Origin of the sequence: Kosmotoga olearia TBF 19.5.1 (assembly GCF_000023325.1) — a bacterium.
In the GTDB taxonomy this organism is placed as follows: domain Bacteria; phylum Thermotogota; class Thermotogae; order Petrotogales; family Kosmotogaceae; genus Kosmotoga; species Kosmotoga olearia.
Window position 1 is genome coordinate 802,398 of record NC_012785.1, and the last position, 18,424, is coordinate 820,821.

The following is an 18,424-nucleotide window of genomic DNA, read 5'->3' on the forward strand; positions in this document are numbered from 1 at the left end:
AATGGCTGGGAGGGGAGGACTCGAACCTCCACCGGCGGATCCAGAGTCCGCTGTCCTACCATTAGACGACCTCCCAAAGACACATCGATTATATAATAGAGTTGTTTGTGTGTCAATCAATCTTGATTCAGTTTTTCAGGAGAGCTCAATTTGTCGCTAAAAAGGAGGAAATTCCTTATTTATGAAAGTACTATTGTACTCAGAGAATCAAAAGCTCTTTCAAAAATCCGGGGTCGGAGTAGCTTTAAAGCACCAGATGGAAGCGCTCAAGCGTGCTGGAGTAAACTTCACCTTGAATCCAAAAGAATCCTTTGATATTGTTCATATAAACACAATTGGACCGGGTGCCTGGAGGTTATTAAAGACTTCAAAACGAAGAGGGATACCGGTAATTTACCATACCCATACAACCTATGAAGACTTCCGAAACAGCTTCTTATTCAGCAATCTTGCGGCACCAACAATCAAAAGACTCCTAAAAAAAAGATACGGAGCGGCTGATTATCTGATTTTTCCATCGAAATATACCCAGGAAACAGTCAGAAACTACGCTGTTAAAACCCCTGGTTCGGTGGTTTCAAACGGTGTTGATATCGAGAAATTCAGAAAAAACGAAAAGCTTTCGCACAAATTTCTCGAGACTTTTTCTATTAAACCACCTGTAATATTGAACGTTGGGCTTCCCCTTAAAAGGAAAGGAATTCACGAATTTATATCCGTAGCCAAACAATTGCCAGAATATACATTTGTCTGGTTCGGCGCAAAGTTCTCGGCTCTCCAACCCCGTGAAGTGCGAAATATCTTAAAACACCCCCCAAAAAACGTCCTTTTCCCGGGATATGTTCCTTCTGAAATATTGTTAGGGGCACTTTCGGCAGCAGATGTTTTCTTTTTCCCGAGTTATGAAGAAAACGAGGGCATTGCCGTACTTGAGGCGCTATCAACAGAATGCGCGGTGTTAATCAGGGATATACCGGTATACAGAGAGTGGATGCACTCCGGCAAAAATTGCCTGAAAGGACGTAGCGTCCCTGAATTTGTTGACGCAATACGAAAACTCATCGAAAACCCTTCTTTCGCAAAAAAACTCGGTAAAAATGGTAGAAAAACCGCAGAAGAACGCAGTCTAGAAAAAGTTGGTGCAAAGTTGAAAAAAATATACGAAGAACTTCTTGGAGGTGGACTGTGAGCAAAACTCTTCGGAACTTGTTGATCGTAGTCTTGATAACTATTATCACACTTGTTATAATCTCGCATTTTTCAGATTTTAAAACCGCGTTTGCCTATATTATCCAGGCTTCACCATTCTGGGTATTCATCACCTTTGTCGTTGCAGCCACAGCCTGGGTACTGGAAGCATTGACGGTCAAGATCTTCTCCAAACTCTCCGGCCTTCATGCAAAATTTATTTACCTTCTGAAACTTACAATAATAGGAGCCTTTTTCTCTGCAATAACCCCTTTCTACACCGGTGGTCAGCCAGCTCAAATAGCCTTCATGGCAAAAAAAAGGCTAAGCGCCGGCAAAGCTTCCGCTATGTTGATGGCGCGTTTTGTGGCTTATCAGATCGTCATTACGGTCTTCGGCGTAGTTGGGGTTTTCTCAGCTTATTCTTTTGTCTCTAAGGAAATATCTAACTTAGCGCTTCTTGCTATATTTGGGTTCATCCTGAACTCAGGTGTCTTGTTCTTCATAATAATGTTTTCAATCAGCGCCCGTACTACTGAGAAAATTGTGAGATTCTTTATTTTTCTGTTGGCTAGATTCAGGGTTATAAAAAATCCTGAAGAAAAAATCGAAAAGATACTTTTTGAGGTAAGTCGTTTTAACAAAAGCATGAAAAAGTCTTTTGAAACCCCGAAAACTTTCCTTCTATCGTTAACTCTGTCTTTTTTACAAATGATGGCGGTAATCTCTATTCCATACTTTGCATCACGCTCCCTTGGTATAACCGTCGACTACTTCCAGTTGATCTCCGTTCAGTTGGTTCTATTTTTGATAGCTTCAATGGTACCAACTCCGGGAGCAAGTGGTGCCTCTGAAGGAGGCTTTATGCTTTTTTTCACCCCGCTCTTTGGAGCTAAAACCGCTGCAGTTATGCTCTTATGGCGTTTCTTTACCTATTACATGAACATACTGTTCGGAGGGTTCCTGACTGTCATTGAAACACACAGCCATAAATCCTAATCTCTTGAGTTCAACACAGTTTCATATAGAGCTATTGTCTTTTTTACATGCTTCTCCATGGTAAAGGATCCCGCAATTTCGATGGAAGCTACAGACATGTTTTTCATGAGTTCGTCTGATGATAAAAGACTTTCTATTCCTTCGTGAAGCCGATCTTTTGATCCAATTAAGAACCCATTTATTCCGTTTTTCACAATGTCACGAAAAGCGTCGTCCGCATAAGCCACAACCGGTAATCCACATGCCATTGCCTCTACAAGAACGACTCCGAAGGTTTCGGTATGGGAAGCAATGACAAAAATATCACTGCTATTGTAAGCCAGTACCACTTCATCCGGCCATTTCAAATAACCGGTAAAAATAACCCTGTTCTTCAATCCCAGTTCCTTTACCTGCGTTTTCAAGTTCTTTTTCTCGGGACCATCACCAACGATCAATAGGAACGTATCGGGATATTTCTTCACAATCCTTGAAAAATTCTCCACAATGGCATCCACACTTTTTTCTTTTCCAAGCCTTCCCACAAAAATCAGCACTTTAGCATTTGAAGGAATATTGAAACGCTCTCTGAACTCTTGGATTTTTTCTTCAGATATTTTATTTTCAAAAGGAGTTAAATCTATTCCATTTGGAATAACCTCTATATCGGTAGAAACACCGTAATCCCTGAGCAATTTTTCCACCTTACGCGACGGTACAATGACCGCTTTATTTTTATTGCAAAAACGCCTTGAAAGATCTATAACAAATTCTCTCAAAACGCTGTTAAAAAAGGGAATATAATGGACATAATCCTCCATAATGGTGTGGTAAGTCGTTACAGAGGGAATTGATTTCCTCTCAGCTATTATATTCCCGATGTACCCCATAACGAGCATTGTATGGCTATGAATCAAATCAATCTGCAATTTTTCTAAGGTTTTTTCAACATCAAAATATACAGTTGGAATTACAACCCTATGCTGTCTCTCCCATGGAAATGGAAAGGACCTAAATCTGAAGACGTTCTCTTCAAAATGGGATTTCGGATGCGCTCCAGTAAAGATAAAGACCTCGTGACCAAGAAGCGCAAGATGTTCCTTCAACTGCTTGACCATCGTGACAACGCCATTTACTTGAGGTTCATACGTATCGGTAAACATCGCTATTCTCATTTTAATACCTCTCCTGATTTATTAGTTTCAATCTGCTCTTACATTATACAACGCTTTTTTCACTGATATATTTATTGTTGTCTCCTCTGATACTATTCCTCCACAATAGCAAAAATACATGCAGGAAACCTGAACCATCGCTGAAAAGCAATGGAACAATAATCAGGAGAAAGCTTTCCGGAAGAACATCGAGATTGGTAATGCTTTCCATATGGAAAGCATTATGTAATGCAAAGAGTTTTCCTGGAAGAAAATCCTTGCTTAGCCCACCATCAACACCATGAGTATCGATCCCTACTCACGAAAAAGCTGCTGACTCCCTATTTTCGCACCGTTATGCCTTTATGCACCGGCTTTTTTACGAACCTTATCGGCAGTTTTTTCCCAGTTACCTGAAAGTAATCTGAATACTTTAAGGGACATTCTGAGGATCATATCAATCATCATACCTATCCATGCCCCCATAAGTCCCATACCGAAATATTTTACCAGAACAAAACCCACAGGTATCCTGACAAGCCACATAGCGATCATAGAGGCAATCATAGGAAACCGTGTATCTCCCAGCCCGCGCAGCGCACCGGTAAAAGCAAAATCTGTCCCGAGGATGATTTGAAACAACCCGATTATCCTGACTGGCAGGCTCGCCATCTGAATTATCTCAGCGTCGTTTGTGAAGATCATTATAAAAGCACGCGGAAACAGAAAGATCAAAATGCCGATAATAGAGGAAAAACACATTGAGATAATCCAGCCCTGTCGCAAGGTCCCGATAACCTTGTTTATCTGTCCTGCTCCATTATACATACCGACAAGAGCCGTAATGGAAACACCCAACCCCCAGGCAGGCATGAAGGAAATCGACTCAACGTTTATACCTATTCTATGCGCCGCATACACCCTGGCACCAGCTAAAAGCAGTATATTAGCAAAAACCATAATTCCCACCGAAAAAGATAGATTATCAAAAGCCGTTGGCAGACCAACTGAAAATATATTTCTCGTTACTCTCGAAGAAAATCTGCACGGTTTTGGTCCCATTGCTATTCTCTTATTCCTGAAAAGAAGATAAAGCAAAATAGTTGCACCAACAAACCTTGAAATAATTGTAGCTGTCGCTGCACCTCTTGCTCCCAATTCGGGGAATCCGAACCTTCCAAAAATGAGTGCATAATCGAGAAAAATGTTTATCGCATTGGATATTGCCACGGTTATCATCGGGGATTTGGTATCTCCTGCCCCTCTCAGAACGGATCCAAGAACGATCATAAAGCTGAACCCTGTCGCACCAAGAAGGATAATGGCTAAATAATCCTGTGCGGCTTGCTGAACAATGGGTTCAGCCTTCGGGAAAAACCACTCTATAAAACTATCAGAGAAAAAAGCCAAAAGAGTCATCGCTATTCCAACAGCCGCTGCAAGATAAATCGAATGCCAGCTTACTCTATTTACAAGCCTTTGATTTTTCGCGCCAAGCCCATTTGAAATATAAACCATTGTCCCGGTAGATACTGCTATAAGAATCACCTGAAGTATAAAAACCATCTGGTTCGCTACCCCAACGCCGCTCATAACCCGCCAATCATAATGCCCAAGAAATGCGGTATCCGCAATACCGAGAAGCATCTGGAGGATGTTCTCACCCATCGCTGGAAGAGCAATAACAATTAATTTTTTTCTTATTTCAGCAGCTTCTTCGTGAGAAAGATAACTTCTTAGCAGGCTATACTTCATTGACATCACCATATCGTTAGGATTCCTAACTATTTTAGTTTTTTAAGATTTATTCTCTATGATGAAAGTGTGAAAATTAGGGTAAGCACACTACGCACGGGTGCGCTCCGAAAACGGGGACTGTACCGCAGTGGACCGTACCCGTTTTTCGGAGGAAAAGCCCGATAATGTCAGGGGTGCGAACTCCTTGCAGCTTTTTCATTCAACCTCACTGCTGTATCAGCTCTTTGCTGAAGAACCCCACTATGTACACTATTCCAAACACAAGAAATAATCCTGTAAAAACCGCTATATAGTTTATTAGGCCCATCTGCGAAACTTTTATCCACACCTGTTTATTAAGGGCAACAAAATATATCAGCAAAAATAGAGCCATTCTGATTATAAGCGGATTCCCAAATACAAGAAGTCCTATTCCTAAAAGTCCGCTAAGCACTCCAGACCAGATCGGAAGAGCTATCAAGCTTATAATAATTGCTTCAAGAGTAGGAACAGAGCCCCCACCAGAAAAAGTACTTGTTATAAAGCCTGCAAGTAAACCCCATATTGTCAATGCAACGCTGATAAAATACACGGCTAATATCTTACCCAAAAAGATTTCTCTCATACTCAGGGGCGATGCCAAAAGGTATGAAATGTTCTTGTTTTTTTGCTCTTCCAGAAAAGCAATCCAGCCAAATCCATAGGACACAAAAAGCGCTCCTATCAAAGAAGTGGCGACATAAGGATCAAATTCATACAAATTTTTGGAATTGAGCGCCACCGCAAATACCGTAACTACTGCAAATAACAAGAAAAACTGATATCTTTTACGCATGAATATACGAATTTCTTTCTTAATCAGCGCCATCATATTTCCTCATCCTCCTTAACGATGGATGTGTATATATCCTCAAGCGTTACCTTCTCTTCTTCAACCCTCTCCACATCGATACCCTTGTTCACAAGGTATCTCACCACCAGTTTCGTGTACGTTTCATCTCCAGAAACCATAAGTTCATTTTCTTTACTTATGCGTACTTCACAATCACCTGAAAACTCGTCCACAATCTCTGGAGGAACCTTGCCACTCACCTTGATTTTCACCTGTGTGCCAACTCCCAGTGCTTTTTTCAACTCTTCCATGTTTCCTTCCACAACTATCTGCCCTTTCCTCATAAGAACTATTCTGGTACATATCCTCTCTATATCGAATAAATCGTGAGAAGTGATCAAAAGCGCTTTGTTTTGTTGCGAAAGCTTTTCAGAAACTCCACCATGTTTTTCCTTGCAACCGGATCGAGATTGGATGTCGGCTCGTCCATAACGATAATTGAAGGATCATGTACAAATGCACACGATATTGCAAGTTTCTGTTTCATACCCGCAGAGAGTTCTTTGGTTAAGCTATTTCTTTTTTCCCACAATCCCCACTGCTGAAGCAACTCCTTGCAGCGACCATCAGAAACTCGATACAATTCTGCCCAGAATTCCAAGTTTTCTTTAACAGTTAAATCATCATACAAACCCGGAACATCCATAACGAATCCTATTTGTTTCCTATCTTCTTTCGTCATTTTATCGATATTTTTGCCCAGAATTTTTACCGTTCCTTCTGTGGGCTTCAAAAGGCCCAACACCGTCTTCGCCAGTGTTGTCTTACCCGCGCCGTTTGGTCCAACGAGCCCTACAACCTCACCACTTTCAATTGAAAGATTTACCCTCTTCAAAGCTTCTACACCGTTTTTATAAGTCTTACTCACGCCTTTTAGTTGTATCATCTCCATAGCTTACTTTCCTCCCCATATACAACATAAAATAACAAATTAAGAACACCGATTATCACTACTGCTACGGTGAATTTTTCTTTCTTATTTACTTTTCCCGAAGATAATCCCGGATTATTCGGACGAGGAATAACCCCCTTTTTGAGCCTCTTTGACAATCTTAAGGGCTTTATCAAGCATAGGATCAGCTTCACCAATTATCCATGAAATCTTTTCCTCAAGGCTCAGGTTTATGGGAATATCTGGCTCTATATGTCTCCCCTCTTCAAGAAGCAAAATCCTCGCTTTTGACAGATTTGCGATGCATTTTGTGTTTGGTAGTAAGTATCCTTTTCGATTCGAACCGAAGTTAGCTGTTTCACTGGACCGTTCCCCAAGAATCGTTCCGATATCAGCTTTCAATGTATAACTAAGGAATCTGAGACTTGCAGAGAAAACATTCTCATCTGTCAAAATCCACACTCTTCCAGAAAAATGCTTTTCAGCTGGATAGATGTATATGTTGTACTTTGAAACAATGTATTTGGTTCCCTCCCTGGTGTGGGATTTTGATCCGATTCCTATGGTTAACTCAGTTGGTTTATCTACAAGATATTCCATCAGGCTTATCACAGGCTCTAGATCACCTCCCGGATTGCTTCTAACGTCTATAATCAGATCAGTAATGTAGCTATCCAGAGCTTCTTCCATCCTGTCTATTATTTCTTGTCGAAATGACCCATTAAAACTTGGGATTTTCAATACCCCGATAGAACCATGTAGTTCAAATGATGGGCTTCTTTTTCTTACCGGTTGGGGGACCCATTTATAGTCTTTTGAAGATGCAGATTCAATCTTCAGTGTTTTTTTCCCATCTCTGCGAAGATAGGTGATCTCGAATTCCTCGATTCCCCACCATTCTGGTAGTGCCTGGATGAAGTAATTAACCCGCCAGTTTAAGCTGCTTTCAAGAGTTTCAGAAGATCCATACACTTGCAGCTCTTCAATAATATTCTCAATTGGAATACCGTTGATCTTTGTCACAATGGCTCCGACTGGCAGTTTACAGATTGAATTAACTACCACGGCATACCCGTTTACCCTGCGCAATCTGAAGGGGAAAACCTTGATCTCGGCATCCGTAGGAGGGCATAACATGGAATGTTGATCATGAAGAATGGCTATTAACGGAGCAGCTATCATGTAGAATTCCGACCAGGTCATATCGTGGTCTAATTGAGCCCTTTTCTCTGCCACAAGATTCCAGAATACATCTTCATCTACCTTTAGCCATGGATTGTAAAACTCTGCAACGATTTTGGAGACAAGAAAATCTAAGTCCTCTCTCAACTGCTCGGGAGTAAAAAGCTGTTCGGCTATTGTGAAAGTGGAGATGAGTAAAAGGACTCCTATGAGTATACAGCGAGTTTTATTCACCGCAATCTCCACCTCATATAATATTAGCTGAAACTTTTTTCAATACTTTGGATTTCACACTTATATATCAAAGCTTGTAATGACATGAGTGTGTTTTTCACGGTAAGGCTGAAACAACTCTAATGTTTGCTTGTTCAATTTTTCAGGTGTAATTTTCCATTCTCAAGCTTGTATACTTTGTCGCAAAAGTCCAATATTTCTTTTTCATGGCTGATTACGATACATGTTTTTTTCTTAAGGTATTCCTTTATGAGTTTTATTACGATCTCTCTTTTATCTTTGTCCACAAAAGCGAGGGGTTCGTCTAAAATAAACACTTCACCTTCATTATTAAGCGATCGCCAAAGATTTATTAATTTCTTCTCACCACCAGATAGATTGGAGCCTTTCGAGTATATTTTCTTGCCTAATTTTTCATTTATGAATTCTGCGAGGTTGTTAGGCATGGTTGTGTTTTGAAGAATTAAATCTTTTTCAAGATTTCCAAAAACATATGGATGCTGGGATATCAGAACGATCTTTTTACGCAAAACTTTATTATCGATATTCTTATAATCGATTTGGTTGTAGTAAATTCTTCCGCTATCCAATTGTATTAACTTCACCAAAACATTGGCCAGTGTAGATTTTCCTGCTCCGTTCTCACCGATTACGCCTATTTTTTCTCCCTTTTTAATTGAGAGATTCAGGTTGCTAAAGATCTTTTTGTTTCCGAATGATAGGCAGGCATCTTTTATTGTTAATTCCTCAAAATCATCTAATAATTTATCAATAGAACCGCTATCTTCCTCTTTCAAACTTAGAAATGATCTAATCCTATTCAAAGAGACCGTCTTTTGTTTGAACCTTTTCTGAAAACCCATAAAATACTCGACAGGACTCCACAATCTTGAAAAATACAGGGTAAAAGCTAACAAAGTACCGATGGTTATTTTTTCGCTAAAAACGTAGTTTGCTCCCAGCCAATAAATTAAAAGGTGAGCTGCATTCATAACTCCAACCACAAGTATGAAATCATAAAGAATTTCGTACTTCACCTCTTTTATTTGTGTGGTGTAATAGCTATCGAGTGTGTGAAGAAATTCCGTTTCGAAGAAGCTTTGATGATTTCCAGCTCTAACAGCATAATTATTATTGAGTAGCTCTTCCACCTGACTGTTTATTATCTCTTCGTTTTCTAGAATCTTTTGACTTAAACTCTGTATTTTTGGAATGACAAGTTTGGAAAACAGAACAAATATAGGAAACAAGAGTACCAGCAAAAGGGTTAATAACAAATTCAATTTGAGCATTATAAACAATATAGCGGTTATAAAGAAGATGTTTATGGCAAACGTCGTAAAATCCTCTACAATTAAACTTCGTACCCTACCAACATCATTATTCATCCGTTGTATAAAATAACCGGAATCCCTTTCTATCAAGTCAAGATAAGGTATGTGGTTTATCTTCTTAAATAACTCCATCCGTAATTTGTTGAGAACCTTCACCTCAATAGTATTTTGGAAATAATATCTAAGGGAAAGAAATACGATGAATGCCAGAAACGTGATAGCTAAATAAATCCCATACCTGTTTAACTCATTTATATCACCATGTGTGTTTGCTGTATCGATCAATTTTTTAGATAAAATGGGGATAATTATCAGGCAAACTTTTTGGGATATGCTGAATAGAAAATATAATAAAGCTTCCCATTTGTTAATGTATTTATAAAAGAAAGCCAGAACTTCTCTCATTGGTTTGCTCCTTTTCACTAAAGACTACTAATTATCTATCCCGGATTATTCGGACGAGGAATAACCCCCTTTTTGAACCTCTTTGACAATCTTAAGCGCTTTATCAAGCATGGGATCAGCTTCTCCTATTATCCATTTAATCTTTTCCTCAAGGCTCAGGTTTATGGGAATATCCGGCTCTATATGTCTTCCCTCTTCAAGAAGCAAAATCCTCGCTTTTGATAAGTCTACGCTACAGTTTGTGTTTGGTAATAAATATTCCTGTTGTTTAAACCCAAAATTCGCTGTTTCGCTTGACCTTTCTCCTAGAATCGTTCCAATGCCTTCTCTTACCAAAAAACCAAGAAATATGAGAGTACCGGAAAAAATATCTTCATCCGTTAGAATCCACAGCTTTCCAGAAAACTGTTTCTTCGCAGGATACACATTCACACCATAATCTAAAATAGCGTATTTAACTACTTCCCTTGTATAAGATTTCGCCCCGATTCCTTTGGCCAATTTCGTTGGTTTATCTACAAAATATTGCAGGAGACTCAATACGTTTCCTGTACTACCTCCCGAATTGCTTCTAACATCAATAATTAGATTGGTGATGTCGCTATCTATCGCTTCCTCCATTTTCTTTACTGTTTCATTCTTATATGATCTATTAAAACTCGGAACTTTCAAAACTCCAATAGAACCATGCAACTCAAATGATGGGCTTCTTTTTCTTACTGGTTGAGTAATCCATCTATAATACTTTGAACTTGTAGCTTCCAAATTCAGTACTTTTTCTTCATTTTTATAAAGATATGTAATCTCAAATTCCTCGATTCCCCACCACTCAGGCAATGCTTGGATGAAGTAATTCACCAGAAAATTAAGTCTACTCTCTGGAGTTTCATAGGTTCCATACATCTCCAGTTCCTGGATAATATTCTCAACCGGAATGCCATTGATCTTTGTTACAATGGCTCCGACTGGCAGTTCGCAGACTGAATTGATCACCACCGCTTTATCTTTCACATTGTGCAACCTAAATGGAAATACTCTGATTACTGCATCTGATGGAGGATGCAAAAAGGAATGCTGGTCGTGAAGAATGGCTATTAACGGAGCAGCTATCATGTAGAATTCCGACCAGGTCATATCGTGGTCTAATTGAGCCCTTTTCTCTGCCACAAGATTCCAGAATACATCTTCATCTACCTTTAGCCATGGATTGTAAAACTCTGCAACGATTTTGGAGACAAGAAAATCTAAGTCCTCTCTCAACTGCTCGGGAGTAAAAAGCTGTTCGGCTATTATGAAAGTGAAGCAATCAAAAGGATTCCTATGAGTATATAGCGAGTTTTATTCACCGCAATCTCCTCCTAGGAAATTGAACTTGTAATATTGTATTGCTTACTATTATCACGCCATCAGTTGGCTTTCCAGGATTTTCTTGTACATCAAACCTTTTTTCACCAATTCCTCGTGTGTGCCCTCTTCAACCACTCTTCCTTTGTCCAATACAACCACCCTATCTGCCTTCCTTATTGTCGATAATCTGTGGGAAATGATGATAATCGTCATATTCAGCTTCTTCAGGTTGTTGAATATTTCCTCTTCTGTCTGTGAATCAACACCGGAGGTAGCTTCATCAAGTACGAGTACCTTTGGATTTCTGATAACCGCACGTGCTATTGCAACCCGCTGCCTTTGACCATCGGATAACTTTGAACCTCTCTCTCCTACAATAGTGTCGTATCCGTTCTCAAGTTTGTCGATGAATTTATCCACACATGCAATTTTGATGGCTTCTCTAAATTCTTCTTCACTGAAGTTATCATCAAGGACTATATTTTCTCGTATACTCATATTGAAGAGGAAATCATTTTGGTGTACCACAATCACTTTCTTTCTAAGTTTGTTTAACACGTACCTTCTTAAATCTTCACCGTTTATCATTACGTTTCCCTTTTCTGGATCAAAGTACCTGGGAAGAAGGGTAATTAACGTACTTTTTCCTGCACCACTTGTTCCCACGATTGCGACACGCTCGTTTGAGTTTATTTTCAAGTTAATTCCATTCAAAACAGGCTCATTGTCATACGAAAAGCATACTTCTTTGTATTCGATCTTGTTTACACCTTCAAATATCTTTTCTCCGCTCTTCTCCTCGTCCATTTCGTGAATTTCACGAATTCTTCTGAAAACGGGAGTCGCACTCTTTAGGGAGATGAGAAAGTGACTCAGAACCCTTATGGGTTCATATATCCAGTTCATGAAATCGTAGAAACCTATCAACGTACCGAGTGTGATAGTCCCTTTCATCACAAGAAAACCACCGAAACTCAAAACGAGAACGGGACTTATCCCTCTTATAAATGTTACAAAATCCTCTATGGTCTGTGTGACAAGTTGATACTTGTTGCTCACCTTAAGCCACTCTTTCACCTTTTCATCAAATTTTTCAGCGAAATATTCGTTCTTAACGAGATTTTTTATTGTAGCGGTTCCATCTATTTTCTCTCTAAAACTCTCGATAACCTGGCTGTTTTTTTCGCGTTCGAGGGTGGAGAATTTTTTTAGTTTCTTGTTAAAAATGTTCACAGAGAAGTTATAAAAAGGAATGGTTGCGAATACAACAAGCGCCAATTGCCAGCTGAAGTAAATTAATACCCCACCAAAAAGTATCAATTCTATGATATTCAACACGATAATTGGGATAACAGAACTTATTGTTCTAGAAAGTTGGGGGATATCCGAAGTTGCTCTTGAGATCATGTCACCTGTGCTCTTTTTGGCAAGGCTTTCTACAGGAGATCGCAAAACTTTTTTTAGAAACGATACCTGCTCATCGTGTGTTATCTGGTTACCGCACTTAAAGATGTTGTAGTTCACAACAACAGAAAGCAACCTTTCGAGCCCTTTGATACCTATAAACAAGAGTACGAATACCGGCAGTTTGGAGAAGTCAGCCTTTGCTATTATATTATCAAATAGATATCTTATAAGAAATGGGCTTAAAATCCCTACGAAGAGCAGAATTGGTGCAAACACGAAAATCAATTTCTGATATTTTGTGTACCGTTTTGCGTAGTTTAGAAGTTCGTGAACTTCAGGATCACGTGTAAGAATTCTCAATATAACCACTCCCAAACCTTTTCATCAAAAATTTTCTTGACAATTTCCATTTTTATTTTGCAGTACTCGTGTGGAATAGTTGCATCACTAGATTTTCCTAAAACATGCTCTTCAAAAACACAGCCTTCACAGAGATATTCTAAAAAGCATTCTTTGCACATTGTATCGTTACTTTTTGAATTTAAAACCTTATATTTTTCTTTCATGACTTCCAATTTTTTAGAAACTTCACTTAAATCATCGTTGACGTTGGCAATTTTAAATTTGTTCTTTCCAACAACAAGTTGGCATGGGTAAATATCACCTTGGGCTGAGACAGCAAAACTTGTTATGCCAGCTCCACAAAAATATTCTGTTGGATTTGAATTAAATATGTTACTCAAATATACTTTTATTCTTTTAGAAATTTCGTCTTGGTTTTCAAATTTACGTGATGTTTTTAATTTTTCTATTAACTTAAGAATGTCGATAACGCTATTTGTAAACAAATCAGTTCCTATTAATAGGTCAGGATGATTTGATATAACGGGTACAATCATAAGACTTGTTATTCCTAGTTTCTGAGCAAAAAAATTCTTTAAATCCTCACGAGAAAATCCAAACTCCAAATGTTTTTTCGTGTAAGTTACTTCAATCGCCTTTGGTTGGTAGATATTCCTCAGGATGTCAAGATTTTCAATAACTCTGTTATATGAAGGACTTCCGTCTTTAAATGGTCGTAAAGTGTTTTGAATTATTTCAGGCCCGTCAAGACTTACAACTATTTCAAATTCAAATAGTGAACTGTTATCTTTGATTAACTTCACCAGCTCCTCTACATTTTTCTGGGAAACACCCAATCCTGTTTCAAGGCTAATTTTTGGTGATGCTGAAATCTTTTTTTCGTTTGTCAATATTTTCAAAGTCTCTATTAATTTTTTAATTGCTTTGAGATTTAACAGTGGCTCACCACCAAAAAGCTGAATAGTTTCAATATAACCGTATAAATTATAGAAAACTGTCAATGTATTTTCTAATGTCGAAATATTCATTAATCCGCCTTCACCATATGTTCCACCATTTGCGTAGCAATAAACACATTTGAGAGGGCACTCTTGTGATACTAAAAGAGCCAATCTTTCCACATGGTTTTTAGTTACTGTTTTTATTGAAAGAAGCTGCTTTAATTGGTTAATAGTATTTTCGGAATTAGGAAGCACAGTTAGGATTTCGTTTATTTCCTCCGTGTTATTTTTTAGAAGTAGCTTGAAGAATTTTGTGTTTGTTTCGTCTAAAGTGTATATAGATAACGTGGGCTTGTGCCATAGTATAGTTTCATTGCTGGTAGTTGAAAAAAGATAAAATTCTCTTTTTATAGTTGGTAGATTATTAACTATGAAGTGGTAATTTCCCATTTTTCCATCCTCCTCTTTATATTTGATGAGTCAAAAACTAAGATTTGTCTTTTATTTAAACTTTTGAATTTAGTATATGAATTCAAAAACCCGCCACATTGCATAAACAATGTGGCGGGAGAGAATGATTTACGCTAGAACTTACGGGGTGAGTTTACCATCTTTACAACTTCCGCAGATTGCATACCCCCTGCATCCAGAGCTTGTGGTTACGTCCGTTTCAACAGGTATTAGTACTTTTTTCATAATCTTACACCTCCCTTCACGTTAACTTTCTAGTACCCCCTCACGGGAGTTAATTGCCTCTTTGCCAATATTTCTGCTCTCGATATCTCCTCACAGCTCAAGCTTTAGCAACTTCTTTATAACGCAGCTTGGTGACACCGTTTTCAATCTTTCGACAGTGCTTTCACTCAGTTTTTGTAGTATTGTATCCATGTGTGAGCGGTGGGCTGCTGAGATTTTCAAGTTTGGAAATCAAAGAACTTTTGTATATGTTTCCCGCACTGCCCCACTTTAGCTGTTTTCTTGTTACAGCCTATTTCACTTTAGCCTTTTTGTGCAATTCTGCGAGTTTTGTCCATGGCCGGTTGTGATAGAATGAGAATGAGTCAGTTGTCGGCATGCTGGGTTATCACAGGATTTGTGTTTTCTGTGTTAGCATTTGCATCTGTTTCATCAGCAAACGCTATTGTTACTGTTAAGAACAACATTATTAATATCAGCAAAATCTTTATGGATTTTTTCATTATTTCCCCCCTTATTTGCAGAATAATACATTCTATGTGATTTTTCAAATTTTTAAATTCTGTAATTCGCTTCTGTAGTAAGTTTCAGAGCCTAAAATTGCTTGAAATCGTTACATTCGCATTTTTCCGTTATAACTGAAACAAGGGGTTGGAAAAGTGAAGAAACTGCCCGAATTGTTCATGCCTGTATTCAGATATGGTGCATTTGCAAAACCTTTAATAATTAAAGTCATCAATTCCAATTTGTCAGATAATATAAGGTACACTGCGCTTTCTTTTGTACATACGTGGAAAGGTGACTATAACAAAGCGCTTTATTACACCCATAAGGCACTTGATCTTTGTGGAAATAGCAGCATGCGCTATATGCTTTTTGCAAGGGAGCTGTCGTGTAAGGCAAGTCTCGGGAACAAAGATGAAAAGCTTTACCAATTTCTAAAAAGCAATTTGAATAAAATAAGCGGAAGGACACGAGAAGAAATAGAAGCAGTTATTTTAAACGTAGAAGCGAGATGGGGAACAGTGAAATTGAAGAGAAAAACAAGAATTTGGGGGGATAAAAAGATATTATCTGCCATCACTTTTCATCATCTTGGTTATGCGCGAAGACTCGCTGAAGAAGGAAAACTCGGGTCTGTTAGTAATTTTGTGTAAACTCCCTCCGAAATATGAGAAAATAACAAAAAGCTAAGGAGGGAGAACAGTGGGAAACTTCGACAGAGAAGCAATGAAGAGATTGGTACGAGAAAGGAAATTAAAAACGACAAAAGACGCGGAAAATCTAGTAAAGGAATTATTTGGAGACATCATTAAAGAGATGTTGGAAGCGGAACTTGAAGAAGAACTTGGTTATTCTAAGCATGACTACAGAAACAAAGAAACGGATAACTCACGAAACGGTTATTCGAAAAAGACAGTGAACAGCTCTTACGGTAAAATAGAACTTTCGATTCCCAGGGATCGCAAAGGTGAATTCGAACCAATAGTGGTTAAAAAGCACCAGCGAAGCATAGCTTCCATAGAGGACCAGATATTGTCTATGTATGCCCGGGGAATGACATACAGGGACATACAGGCACATCTTAAGGACATATACGGTTCTGAACTGTCAATTGAAAGTATAAGCAGGATAACAGACAAGATAATCCCTATTGTTTCCGAATGGAGAAACAGACCCCTTGAAGAGGTATATACCATAATCTACATGGACGCTATCTTTTTCAAAGTTTCTGAGAACAACCAGATAAGAAACAAGGCTTTGTATATAGCCTTTGGGGTAAATCTGGAAGGAATGAAAGATGTCCTAGGAATGTGGATAGCTCAGAGTGAAGGTTCAAAATACTGGCTTGGTGTGCTAAATGAACTGAAAAACCGAGGAGTTAAAGGTGTAATGTTCTTTTCAATAGATGGATTAAAGGGAATGGAAGAGGCAATAGAAGCGGTATATCCCCAGGCTAAAATCCAGAGATGCGTAGTACACCAGATAAGATATTCCATGAAATTTGTATCCTGGAAAGACAAAAAGAAATTCGCTGCTGATCTGAAATCGGTATACACAGCGGATACAAAAGAAGCAGCATGGAATGCTCTTATGGCCTTTGAAGAGAAATGGGGAGAAAAGTATCCATTCAGCATTAAAAGCTGGAAAGATAACTGGGAAGCCCTCACGACCTATTTCGAATATCCCAAAGAAATTAGAAAATTGATTTACACGACAAATCCCATAGAATCCCTGAACAGCCAACTCAGGAAGGTAACAAAGAACAGAGGTGTTTTCCCCAATGATATGGCTCTCATGAAACTTGCATATCTCGCCATTAACAACATAACCAGAAAATGGACCGTGAGAATAAACGAATGGGATAAAATCCTTGCCACTTTGATGATAGAATTTGATTGGGTGAAATCCTATGTCTGATCTTTTCCGGAGTTTGGAGTTTACACAAAATATGTGACATGCCCGAAAACTCTGTAATGCACCCCGAAAAACTGGACAAAAAATCAAGCAATTTTGTGTAGACTCACGGATTCTTCGAATACCTCTTTGGGACTCTTGTAACCTAGTGCACTGTGTGGATATTCTTCATTGTAAAACGTTTCAAAAGTTTTGGTCTTTTCGATTAGCTCTTCGTAACTCGGATTGTCCAGTACCCATGCAACTTCTTCTTTGTATGTTCTGAAATACCTTTCCGTGTTGGCATTACCTTTTGGGTTGTTGTAGCTCGTGAATATCTGTTTTATCCCCAGTACAGCACATTCTTTCAGAAACTTCGTGCTTGTCGGTTGGCTGCCGTTATCGCTCACCAGTATTACTTCTTCGCCCCGCACACCTTCGGGATACCCCTCATTTAAGGCTCTGTCCAACGCTTTCAACCATTCTTCCGTCCTACACCTGAGACTTATTTCCGATCCAAGGATTTCTCTTGTGTACCAATCTATCACTGCTATGTAATATGCCCAACCAGCATCTCTTGTGAATACTTTTGTCATGTCGATCCCAAGCACCTCTCTGGGCCTGGTTGGCTTTATCTTTTTTTGAATGGTTCTACAAGCTTTTTTGTGCTCAACTTTGAACAGCAATCCATTCTCTTTCATTATCCGGTATACTCTCTTTCGGTTGAGCTTGTTGCCCTTTTTCCTCAACATCGCCCAGATTCGACGATATCCCCAGTAAGGGTGTTCTCGTTTGAGTTCTTCTATTTCTTTGAGTATTTCTTCATCATTCGTTCTTCGACTGTATTCCCTGGGCTTGTAGTAATACGTGCTCCGGCTGATTTTCAAATACCTCAGCGCTTCTGAAACGCTAAATCCCTCATTAAGGAGCAATGTCACTATTTCCCGTTGCCTGGATGCACTACTGTTTTTTTTAAGGTCTCAATGACGATGGTCTGTTTCCCAATTACCTTCTCGAGTTCTTCGATTTTTTCTTCGAGCTGCTTTACCCTGGATTTCTTCCCGTTTTCCAAGCCTTCTTTGGCTCCTTCGAGAAACCTGTCACGCCATTTGTAATACTGAGCTTGTGAAATTCCATGTTCTCTGCAGATTTGAGAAACGCTCTTTTCTCGACGAAGCCCTTCCAGAATTATTGCCATCTTTTCTTCTGCCGAGAGTTTCTTTGCCATTAACTGCACCCCCTTGCCTTTATTTTATCTCTCTACTTTTTACCTGTCC

Annotated in this window: 16 protein-coding genes and 1 tRNA gene; 4 read left to right on the forward strand and 13 right to left on the reverse strand. The window is 38.9% G+C overall.

Annotation, left to right across the window (positions count from 1 at the left end; genetic code table 11):
* Nucleotides 1-2 precede the first annotated feature (2 nt).
* A tRNA-Gln gene (locus KOLE_RS03815) sits at nt 3-76 on the reverse strand.
* A 105-nt stretch (nt 77-181) separates the two neighbouring features.
* Here KOLE_RS03815 and KOLE_RS03820 point away from each other — a divergent pair.
* On the forward strand, nt 182-1,189 hold the full coding sequence (locus KOLE_RS03820; RefSeq protein ID WP_015868130.1) for a glycosyltransferase family 4 protein: 1,008 nt from the start codon (nt 182-184) through the stop codon (nt 1,187-1,189).
* The gene (locus KOLE_RS03825) at nt 1,186-2,187 is read left to right on the forward strand and encodes a lysylphosphatidylglycerol synthase transmembrane domain-containing protein (protein ID WP_015868131.1); all 1,002 of its coding nucleotides are present in this window, start codon (nt 1,186-1,188) and stop codon (nt 2,185-2,187) included. Before KOLE_RS03820 ends, KOLE_RS03825 begins: the two co-directional genes overlap by 4 nt.
* On the opposite strand, the gene KOLE_RS03830 is transcribed toward KOLE_RS03825, so the two are convergent.
* From KOLE_RS03830 to KOLE_RS11560, 11 genes are all read right to left on the reverse strand, one after another.
* Complete coding sequence (locus tag KOLE_RS03830; RefSeq protein ID WP_015868132.1) at nt 2,184-3,341, reverse strand: glycosyltransferase family 4 protein; 1,158 nt, start codon at nt 3,339-3,341, stop codon at nt 2,184-2,186. The genes KOLE_RS03825 and KOLE_RS03830 overlap by 4 nt on opposite strands.
* A gap of 342 nt (nt 3,342-3,683) precedes the next feature.
* The gene (locus KOLE_RS03835; protein ID WP_041288641.1) at nt 3,684-5,075 is read right to left on the reverse strand and encodes an MATE family efflux transporter; all 1,392 of its coding nucleotides are present in this window, start codon (nt 5,073-5,075) and stop codon (nt 3,684-3,686) included.
* Nucleotides 5,076-5,283: 208 nt separating this feature from the next.
* Nucleotides 5,284-5,928, reverse strand: a complete 645-nt coding sequence (locus KOLE_RS03840) for a hypothetical protein (RefSeq protein WP_015868134.1) — start codon at nt 5,926-5,928, stop codon at nt 5,284-5,286.
* A complete protein-coding gene (locus KOLE_RS11665; RefSeq protein WP_202795105.1) occupies nt 5,925-6,200 on the reverse strand; it encodes a hypothetical protein in 276 nt (91 codons plus the stop codon). The genes KOLE_RS03840 and KOLE_RS11665 overlap by 4 nt, the downstream gene beginning before the upstream one ends.
* A gap of 86 nt (nt 6,201-6,286) precedes the next feature.
* The gene (locus KOLE_RS11670; RefSeq protein WP_201029989.1) at nt 6,287-6,841 is read right to left on the reverse strand and encodes an ABC transporter ATP-binding protein; all 555 of its coding nucleotides are present in this window, start codon (nt 6,839-6,841) and stop codon (nt 6,287-6,289) included.
* Between the two features lie 114 nt (nt 6,842-6,955).
* A complete protein-coding gene (locus KOLE_RS03850) occupies nt 6,956-8,257 on the reverse strand; it encodes a S41 family peptidase (protein ID WP_015868135.1) in 1,302 nt (433 codons plus the stop codon).
* A 134-nt stretch (nt 8,258-8,391) separates the two neighbouring features.
* Nucleotides 8,392-9,996 (reverse strand): ABC transporter ATP-binding protein, encoded by a 1,605-nt coding sequence (locus tag KOLE_RS03855; RefSeq protein ID WP_015868136.1) that lies wholly within the window; start codon nt 9,994-9,996, stop codon nt 8,392-8,394.
* 45 nt (nt 9,997-10,041) lie between these two features.
* Nucleotides 10,042-11,256: a S41 family peptidase gene (locus KOLE_RS03860; RefSeq protein ID WP_015868137.1), complete on the reverse strand. Its 1,215-nt coding sequence runs from the start codon at nt 11,254-11,256 to the stop codon at nt 10,042-10,044.
* Between the two features lie 138 nt (nt 11,257-11,394).
* The gene (locus KOLE_RS03865; RefSeq protein ID WP_015868138.1) at nt 11,395-13,110 is read right to left on the reverse strand and encodes an ABC transporter ATP-binding protein; all 1,716 of its coding nucleotides are present in this window, start codon (nt 13,108-13,110) and stop codon (nt 11,395-11,397) included.
* The gene (locus KOLE_RS03870; protein ID WP_015868139.1) at nt 13,107-14,504 is read right to left on the reverse strand and encodes a radical SAM/SPASM domain-containing protein; all 1,398 of its coding nucleotides are present in this window, start codon (nt 14,502-14,504) and stop codon (nt 13,107-13,109) included. The genes KOLE_RS03865 and KOLE_RS03870 overlap by 4 nt, the downstream gene beginning before the upstream one ends.
* 611 nt (nt 14,505-15,115) lie before the next feature.
* Nucleotides 15,116-15,253 carry a hypothetical protein gene (locus tag KOLE_RS11560; RefSeq protein WP_015868141.1) on the reverse strand — a complete coding sequence of 46 codons (138 nt, stop codon included), beginning with the start codon at nt 15,251-15,253 and terminating at the stop codon, nt 15,116-15,118.
* A gap of 156 nt (nt 15,254-15,409) precedes the next feature.
* Between KOLE_RS11560 and KOLE_RS03875 the strand changes: the two genes are divergently transcribed.
* Both KOLE_RS03875 and KOLE_RS03880 read left to right on the forward strand, forming a co-directional pair.
* Nucleotides 15,410-15,907 carry a hypothetical protein gene (locus tag KOLE_RS03875; RefSeq protein ID WP_015868142.1) on the forward strand — a complete coding sequence of 166 codons (498 nt, stop codon included), beginning with the start codon at nt 15,410-15,412 and terminating at the stop codon, nt 15,905-15,907.
* A gap of 49 nt (nt 15,908-15,956) precedes the next feature.
* Nucleotides 15,957-17,171, forward strand: coding sequence for an IS256-like element ISKol2 family transposase (locus KOLE_RS03880; RefSeq protein ID WP_015868143.1), 1,215 nt, complete (start codon nt 15,957-15,959; stop codon nt 17,169-17,171).
* Between the two features lie 83 nt (nt 17,172-17,254).
* Here the strand turns inward: KOLE_RS03880 and KOLE_RS03885 are convergent.
* A protein-coding gene (locus tag KOLE_RS03885; RefSeq protein WP_148207984.1) for an IS3-like element ISKol7 family transposase occupies nt 17,255-18,375 on the reverse strand; the annotation gives its coding sequence in 2 pieces (ribosomal slippage) (nt 17,255-18,123 and nt 18,123-18,375; 1,122 coding nt in all).
* Between the last annotated feature and the right edge of the window lie 49 nt (nt 18,376-18,424).

What these genes read in the sequence shown, in the direction of transcription:
- KOLE_RS03820 (WP_015868130.1), top strand. Translation starts at nt 182, where the DNA reads ATGAAAGTACTATTGTACTCAGAGAATCAAAAGCTCTTTCAAAAATCC.
- KOLE_RS03830 (WP_015868132.1), bottom strand. Translation starts at nt 3,341, where the DNA reads ATGAGAATAGCGATGTTTACCGATACGTATGAACCTCAAGTAAATGGC.
- KOLE_RS03835 (WP_041288641.1), bottom strand. Translation starts at nt 5,075, where the DNA reads ATGAAGTATAGCCTGCTAAGAAGTTATCTTTCTCACGAAGAAGCTGCT.
- KOLE_RS03840 (WP_015868134.1), bottom strand. Translation starts at nt 5,928, where the DNA reads ATGATGGCGCTGATTAAGAAAGAAATTCGTATATTCATGCGTAAAAGA.
- KOLE_RS11665 (WP_202795105.1), bottom strand. Translation starts at nt 6,200, where the DNA reads ATGGAAGAGTTGAAAAAAGCACTGGGAGTTGGCACACAGGTGAAAATC.
- KOLE_RS11670 (WP_201029989.1), bottom strand. Translation starts at nt 6,841, where the DNA reads ATGGAGATGATACAACTAAAAGGCGTGAGTAAGACTTATAAAAACGGT.
- KOLE_RS03855 (WP_015868136.1), bottom strand. Translation starts at nt 9,996, where the DNA reads ATGAGAGAAGTTCTGGCTTTCTTTTATAAATACATTAACAAATGGGAA.
- KOLE_RS03870 (WP_015868139.1), bottom strand. Translation starts at nt 14,504, where the DNA reads ATGGGAAATTACCACTTCATAGTTAATAATCTACCAACTATAAAAAGA.
- KOLE_RS11560 (WP_015868141.1), bottom strand. Translation starts at nt 15,253, where the DNA reads ATGAAAAAATCCATAAAGATTTTGCTGATATTAATAATGTTGTTCTTA.